Origin of the sequence: Flavobacterium psychroterrae (genome assembly GCF_018380615.1) — a bacterium.
GTDB classification, from domain to species: domain Bacteria; phylum Bacteroidota; class Bacteroidia; order Flavobacteriales; family Flavobacteriaceae; genus Flavobacterium; species Flavobacterium psychroterrae.
On the sequence record NZ_JAGYVZ010000017.1, the window covers coordinates 119,817 to 126,847 of the forward strand.

5 protein-coding genes and 1 pseudogene are annotated in these 7,031 nt (G+C 34.5%); 4 read left to right on the forward strand and 2 right to left on the reverse strand.

What is annotated here, in order from left to right; genetic code table 11:
* Positions 1-5: 5 nt before the first annotated feature.
* The gene (locus tag KHA90_RS17615) at positions 6-3,161 is read right to left on the reverse strand and encodes a SusC/RagA family TonB-linked outer membrane protein (protein ID WP_213303738.1); all 3,156 of its coding nucleotides are present in this window, start codon (positions 3,159-3,161) and stop codon (positions 6-8) included.
* Between the two features lie 233 nt (positions 3,162-3,394).
* Between KHA90_RS17615 and KHA90_RS17620 the strand changes: the two genes are divergently transcribed.
* Positions 3,395-4,144, forward strand: coding sequence for a nitrilase family protein (locus KHA90_RS17620; protein WP_213303741.1), 750 nt, complete (start codon positions 3,395-3,397; stop codon positions 4,142-4,144).
* A gap of 494 nt (positions 4,145-4,638) precedes the next feature.
* Here the strand turns inward: KHA90_RS17620 and KHA90_RS17625 are convergent, their stop codons facing one another.
* The gene (locus KHA90_RS17625) at positions 4,639-5,373 is read right to left on the reverse strand and encodes a S24 family peptidase (RefSeq protein ID WP_213303744.1); all 735 of its coding nucleotides are present in this window, start codon (positions 5,371-5,373) and stop codon (positions 4,639-4,641) included.
* Between the two features lie 103 nt (positions 5,374-5,476).
* Here KHA90_RS17625 and KHA90_RS17630 point away from each other — a divergent pair, with 103 nt between their 5' ends.
* The 3 genes and pseudogenes from KHA90_RS17630 to KHA90_RS17640 form a co-directional block, all read left to right on the forward strand.
* Positions 5,477-5,650 carry a hypothetical protein gene (locus tag KHA90_RS17630; protein WP_213303747.1) on the forward strand — a complete coding sequence of 58 codons (174 nt, stop codon included), beginning with the start codon at positions 5,477-5,479 and terminating at the stop codon, positions 5,648-5,650.
* Entirely contained in the window at positions 5,647-6,057 is a 411-nt protein-coding gene (locus KHA90_RS17635; RefSeq protein ID WP_213303749.1) for a hypothetical protein, read from the forward strand. The genes KHA90_RS17630 and KHA90_RS17635 overlap by 4 nt, the downstream gene beginning before the upstream one ends.
* Before the next feature lie 208 nt (positions 6,058-6,265).
* A pseudogene (locus KHA90_RS17640) lies at positions 6,266-7,031 on the forward strand (hypothetical protein); the annotation flags it as partial.

The following is a 7,031-nucleotide window of genomic DNA, read 5'->3' on the forward strand; positions in this document are numbered from 1 at the left end:
TGAGTTTAAAATTTGACGTTTAAACTTAAACCGAAACTTCTGGTTTTTGGCACTCCAAATTGTTCTACACCCTGCGCATTTCCTGCGCTAAATACAGATTCAGGATCTACGTTTGGTGTTTTCTTATAAAGAATGAATAAGTTTCTTGCTACAAATGAAACCGAAGCTCCCTGAAGTTTTGATAATCCTTTTATTTTTTCAATTGGTAAATCATAACCCAGAATTACTTGTCTTAATTTTACAAAACTAGCATCGTAAACAAATGTTGATGAAATGTTTCTTAAACCATCATAATATGTTCTTAGGTTTTCCGGAGCAATTACCATATCAACCGGATTTCCGTTTGTGTCCACACCTTTAATTGGTAATCCGTTTTCACGACCTTCAAGCGTTAATTTTGTCAATCCCATACGCGTTCCGTATAAATCTGTTCCGGAATATAAACTTCCTCCAAATTTACCATCGATCAAAAAGCTGAACGAGATGTTTCTATATTTAAATTCGTTGCTTAGTCCCGCTGCCCAGGGATGAACGCCCTGACCTAATTCTTCAAGAGGGCCTTGCGCGATAGTTGCAGATCCGCCGCTTACATTATAAACCGTATTTCCGTTTGCATCTACACGAGGTTTATATCCTTTTATAATACTATAGGGGCGACCAACATCACTTGTAATAGTTACATATCCGTTTACCGAAGTTGCCATTGTGATCGAATTCAACTGATCGGTAAGTGCTTCAACTGTGTTTTCATTATAAGATCCGTTGAAACTTGCATCCCATGAAAAGTTTTCTGAGCTGATAATTTTTCCACTTAATAAAACTTCAACTCCTTTGTTTCTCATTTTTCCAAGATTCAATAATGCTGTACTTGCTCCTGCCGCATTAGAGATTGTAGTTTCGACAATATCATTTGTAGTAGCACGGTTGTAATAAGCAAAATCAAGATTCAAACGGTTATGAAAAAATCCTAAATCAGTACCAATTTCAAATGTTGTAGAAGTCAGCGGACTTAAAGTTGCATTAGGAACTCGTGTACTTGTAGGTCCTTGTAATTGCTGACCATTATGTCCGCCCTGAATCATCGAGTACGATTGGTTCAATGCATAAGGATCCGGCGTTGCACCACCAACTTGTGCCCATGAACTTCTTAGTTTAGCAAATGACACAAATTTCGGCATTGTTATAATATCTGATACAATAATACTTGTTCCTACGGAAGGATAAAATACGGTATTATTTTCTTTTGAAAGTGTTGAGAACCAATCCTGACGACCAGTTACGTTTAAAAACACGATATTTTTATAATCAAAATCGGCAGCGCCGTAAACCGAATTTGTTTTGGTTTTTCCGTAAGGATAGCTGTAGGCAAGTGTAGATAAATTGCTTAAAGCATAAAAATCATCTAATACAAAATTGGAACCTTCCACTTTAGTTTCGTCTCTTAAATTGGTGCGGGAGTTTACTCCAATCAATGCATTTAAAGAGAAATCATTGTAAATGTTTTTCTTTGTATAATTAAGAATTGCCTCAGAATTCAGGTTGGATATTTTCATTCTGGAACTTTGTGCATATCCAACTGGGTTGTTTAAAGTTGTTTTTGGGATGTATCCAAAGAATTCATAATCTGTATAATCCTGACCAATTCTACCTTGAAGAAATAAGTTTGGTGTAAAATTCATTTTTACATTCAACATTCCGATAAAGCGGTTTTTAGTATCGTTGTTTTTAATTTTATTCACTACAAAATAAGGGTTTGTCGCTACTGCAACAGGATTCCAGGCCTCTTCAACACCATTTGCATCATAACCTGGGGCTAGATTTCTAATATCCACTGTGTTGGCGATCATGTACGTTCCCCAGTTTGGGTTGGCTTCAGCATCAGAAACGGTAACTCTGTTGTTTGATTTTTCTAAATTATATTGCGCTACGACATCAAATTTTAACCAGTTTGTTAAATTAACATTGCTTGCCATGTTGAGGCTTTTTCTGTTGAAATCAGTATTTGGAACAACACCTTGATTTTCCATGTTTGAAAACGAAAGACGTCCGGTAGCTTTTTCATTTCCTCCTGATAAAGCTATCGAGTTAATGAATGTTGTACCTGTATTATAGAAGTTTTTAATGTTATTTTTTTGGGCAACATACGGTCTTTCAACTCCGTCAAACTGAACAACATTTGTTCCGTCCATTTTTGCTCCCCACGACCAGCGTCCGTCTGCAATAGCTTCAGCTTGAGTTGTTGGTTTTTTTCCATTTGCTCCTGAACCATATTCATACTGCCAATCTGGTATGATGGATGGAGTTTCAAAAGTAAACGAAGTATTATAGTCAACTCCAATTCCTTTTTGAGCAGATCCTCTTTTCGTCTGAATCAAAATCACACCATTTGCAGCATTTGCGCCATATAATGCAGCGGCAGTTCCGCCTTTTAAAACAGTAATAGTTTTGATATCATCCGGATTAATAACAGATGTTCCGTCACCACGATCCACATTAATCCTTGTAGATCCGGCACCGTTGCCAATTCCGGGTAAGTTAAGTTGAGTGTTGTCAATTGGTAAATCATTTACAACATACATCGGCTGGTTATTTCCGTTCAACGAACCATTTCCTCTAATTACGACCCTGCTAGAACCGTTAGGTCCCGTTGCAGTGCTGCTCACGTTTACACCTGCAATTTTCCCTACTAAAGCATTCGCAATATTAGTTTCCTTGGCTTTTGTAAATTCTGTTCCTTTAAGCTCCGTTACTGCGTAAGCTACAGATTTGCTGCTTTTTTTGACTCCTAATGCGGTTACTAAAACCTGATCTAAAACATTTTCGGCAGGTTTTAATCTTATGGTTAAATTTGTAGATTGAATTAACGGAAATTTTGAAGTTTCGTAACCCATGTAAGATACAACAATGTGACTTTCATGTTCCGGAACTTCTAATTTGAATTTTCCGTTTTCATCAGATATTGTTGCTATTTTATTATTGCTTTCGGCATAAATAGTTGCTCCGGCAATTGGCATTCCGTCATCCTGACCTAAAATCTGGCCAGTAATTTCAATTTGATTGCTTTTTTGTTCAAAGAGGTGCTTTTTAATTGCAGCCTCTTTTGCATTTGCTGAGAAAATCATTCCCCCAATAAATACTAATGAAATTAGCGTTGTTTTCATAATTGTTTGGTTTTCATGTTTTTTTTGGTTTTTGTTGGCGATCAAATATAAAAATTAATTCTACACATTTGCATATTTTTTGCATAAAGTGCATATTTTTTGCAATATTTTTTCGTGAAGCATTTTTAATATCCAAAACAATTGGGATTTTTCGCGGTGTTTTGAGAAATTTTTGCAGATAATGCTTTTTTTGCGAATACTAATTTTAATCTTAAAATTCGTATTTTTGAAATATGAAAATCGCACTTATACAATCGGATCTTTATTGGGAAGACATTTCTAAAAATAGAAAAAGCTTTGAATCGAAAATAAATGAGATCAATTCTGAAGTAAATTTGGTCGTACTTCCGGAAATGTTTTCAACAGGATTTACCATGAATGCATCTCAGGTTGCTGAAAATATGCAAGGTGAAACTGTCTTGTGGATGCAATCTCTCGCTAAACAAAAAAACTTCGCCATTACGGGAAGTTTGATTATTGCTGAAAATGAACAATATTATAACCGAATGCTTTTTGTTTTTCCGTCAGGCGAAATTCAATATTATAACAAACGCCATTTATTTTCACTTGCCGGAGAAGATAAGTTTTATACCAGCGGAGATAAAAAAGTAATTGTAGAATATTTAGGCTGGAAAATTTGCCTGCAAGTTTGTTATGATTTAAGATTTCCTGTTTTTGCCAGAAATGTAGAGAATTACGACTTGCTTATATATGTGGCAAATTGGCCAAAAGTGAGAACAAACGCCTGGGATACTTTGCTAAAAGCAAGAGCAATCGAGAATTTAAGCTACGTCGTTGGAGTAAACAGAATAGGTTTTGATGCCAATAATTTTGAACATATTGGACATTCGCAAGCTGTTGATTTTTTAGGAAATTATGTATTAGAACCTCAGGAAACCTCAGCGACCTTTATAGTTGAACTAGACAAAGATGTGATGTTAGAAACTCGAAAAAAACTCGATTTCTTAAGTATAGGCTATTAAATAAAATGTACAATAGAGACTAATACAAAAAAGGTCGAAAAAGTCAACAAAATCAATACTTAAGACCAAAAAAGGCTGAAAAAAGGAAAAATTTAAAACGTACATTTTTGTGCCATTATATACCATTTAAATACCGTTTAAATAAGGCATAATCTATCGTTTAAGACACGAACTACCACAAACAGTGTAAATGTACGTAAAAGCAACATTTTCAAGCAATAAAGCATATATTTATTTTTAAAGCTTGCCAATTATGGCAGGCTTTTTTTACGCCCACAAATCAATATACCTAAAAAAGATATTTTATGAAATAACACATTAGATAGACAAATACATGGACAAATACATGGACATAATAGGTTTAAAAATAGTAATCAGTATATACATAAATAACACAATACACACTCAGAGTATTTAAAAAAACTTTGAGTGCAGGGGTGTAAATACATTAAAAGACACTAAAAAATAACGATAACTATTTGATATTCATTGTTTTAATTAAATTTATTAGCATGTATAACACTACTGCTTTGGTTTCTCTTTACATTACCTAACACTTGATAAAGTCTTGTTACATCATCAATATGTACATCGAATGGTTCATGTATCAAACGCCCGGAGCTCTCGTATTTTTCTTCATTCACTGAGCAAGCTAGCCAATTTTGGGGCAAATCACTTTTTTGAAGTCTTTTAATTACCCTGTATTCTGATGTTTCTAGCAAATAATCCTGACCATAAACAACCAAACGTTTATTTTTTACCTCCCGCAGTGCTGCAATACTTCCTGATTTATATTCTGGGTACATACTATCTCCATGAACACGCATTGCGGCGGTAGCATCACGAAACCAATCTCCTGCATCGATCATTTCTGCGGGTTGTTGGGTTGGGTCTAGTATTGCAGTTTCCTGCATACCCGCTGTAACAACACCATCGTATAAAGGAATTAAATTTTTTTCTTCTCGTCCATAATTCACCGATGAATCACTTGGTGTATTTAAATCACTTTTTAACATGGAACCTTTTCCAGTAATCAGCCACTCGATGTTAATATCCTTATATAAGGACAAAATTTTGACTATTTTGTCACCCCCAATTTCACTATTTAACCCTTTTCCTTTAAAATTTGAGGCACTAAAACCAGTTTTTTCGTAAAAATCAGTTTTACTAATGCTTTGTTTTTCAATGTATTGCAATATATTTTCTTTAATTGTCGAAATTTTGTCCATTTTTATAATTATAGGTCTAAATTTTGTCTATATATTTGTAAAACAAAATACAAAATACAAGTTTCAAAACACGCTTTCAAAACATAGTATAAAACGCAAAGATATGAAAATAAGAATCGCTCCCGAGTTTAAAACTCAAATGGCAAAAGAATTTAAAACGAGTAAGCAAAATGTAAAAATGGCATTAGACTATTACAACAACTCTGAGCTCGCTAAGAAGGTTCGAGCTCGTGCAAAAGAGTTGTTGTTGAAAGAAGGTAATAATGTAATTATATGAAACAAAAATTAGTTATTGCCTTTGATATTCAAAATCAAGACGGGCAATCATTATTAAACGGTAATAACGCTAATGGTTATATAGGTGATATACAAGCAATAGAAATTGAGTCAAACGAAATTAACTGGGATTTAATTAAAATCAGATCATTCTTATCGGAATTTCATCTGGGTCTAATTGTAAAACTTGCTCCAAATGACGATTTGTCCCTTGAAATTCCTGATATAATTCCAGAGGGAAAAGCTCTAAATCTTCATCAAAGATTTTCGTCAATAGCGGAACTGCACCAGGTTGGGAAGTTTCAAATAAAGGAAATGGAAAACAGCCGTGATTGTCGACTGCGAGAACAATCTTTCGAACCACAACCGAAGCATACTGGGTTTGCACATTGGAAATCTCCTGATTAAATTTTTGGTTTCTTAAATTATTTTCGTCTTTGGACTGTTCCGTGAAATACAAATGGTTGTATTCATAAAAGGAAAAACGTTTCATCATAATTACTATTATTTATTTGAGTGAGACCGTAAATATAGTAATTCCTCCCGAGTGGCACACTCCCGGTTTCGAGTACCGGGCGGGAACAAAAAAAAGTCTATTTAAACACCGTTTAAAGTTATGTACGAATATCATAATAACATACTCTCAATACCCGCCAGACTTCTTTATGAAGATTGGGGTTTAGTATCATACGATAATTATCAAAAATTATGCAAACGAGGAAAATTAATCCGTACCAAGGAAGGACGCGGACCAGGTAATGAACCTTTTGTAAGTTTTCATGACCTACCGATACATCAAGGAGTAGATTTTAAGAAAGTATGCAAAGAAGGACTGGGAGAACCTAAAGAAGTTGTGGTTCGTAATAAATTAGAAAGTTACATTATACCCGATGTAAAAGCAATAAGATTTTTTGCTGAACATAGAAAACCTTGCGGGAAACCTATATCACTTGAAGATCAAAGAATAAAAGCAACTAACGCTATCATTTTAAATGCTATTCGAATAGTTCTTAATGATCGTTTAACGAAATCTAAAACATTTGGTAGAAAACCAACTGAGATTTGGAAAAATATTAGCGAAGCTGTTAATGCCATCGATCCCGATAAATGGGTTTTCTCATTACCCGGAAATCCTCGCAGACTTAAAGCAAAATACGAAGAGTATTTAAAACATGAGTACGAAGTGTTTCTTCATAAAGGTGAAGGTCAAAAGAATGCACAGATCATAAAAGACGACATAGCAGATTTTATCCTGGCTAAATACTGTCTTCCGGTAAAAATGTCTATTCCTGAAGTATTACAAGCTTATGAAAATGAAGCCGAAAAACGTGATTGGAAAAGTTTGACGGAATCAGCACTTTACAATTGGCTTTACCAGCCGG

Excerpts from the sequence above, each read along its gene's own strand:
- KHA90_RS17615 (WP_213303738.1), bottom strand. The coding sequence starts at position 3,161 with ATGAAAACAACGCTAATTTCATTAGTATTTATTGGGGGAATGATTTTC.
- KHA90_RS17620 (WP_213303741.1), top strand. The coding sequence starts at position 3,395 with ATGAAAATCGCACTTATACAATCGGATCTTTATTGGGAAGACATTTCT.
- KHA90_RS17625 (WP_213303744.1), bottom strand. The coding sequence starts at position 5,373 with ATGGACAAAATTTCGACAATTAAAGAAAATATATTGCAATACATTGAA.
- KHA90_RS17630 (WP_213303747.1), top strand. The coding sequence starts at position 5,477 with ATGAAAATAAGAATCGCTCCCGAGTTTAAAACTCAAATGGCAAAAGAA.
- KHA90_RS17635 (WP_213303749.1), top strand. The coding sequence starts at position 5,647 with ATGAAACAAAAATTAGTTATTGCCTTTGATATTCAAAATCAAGACGGG.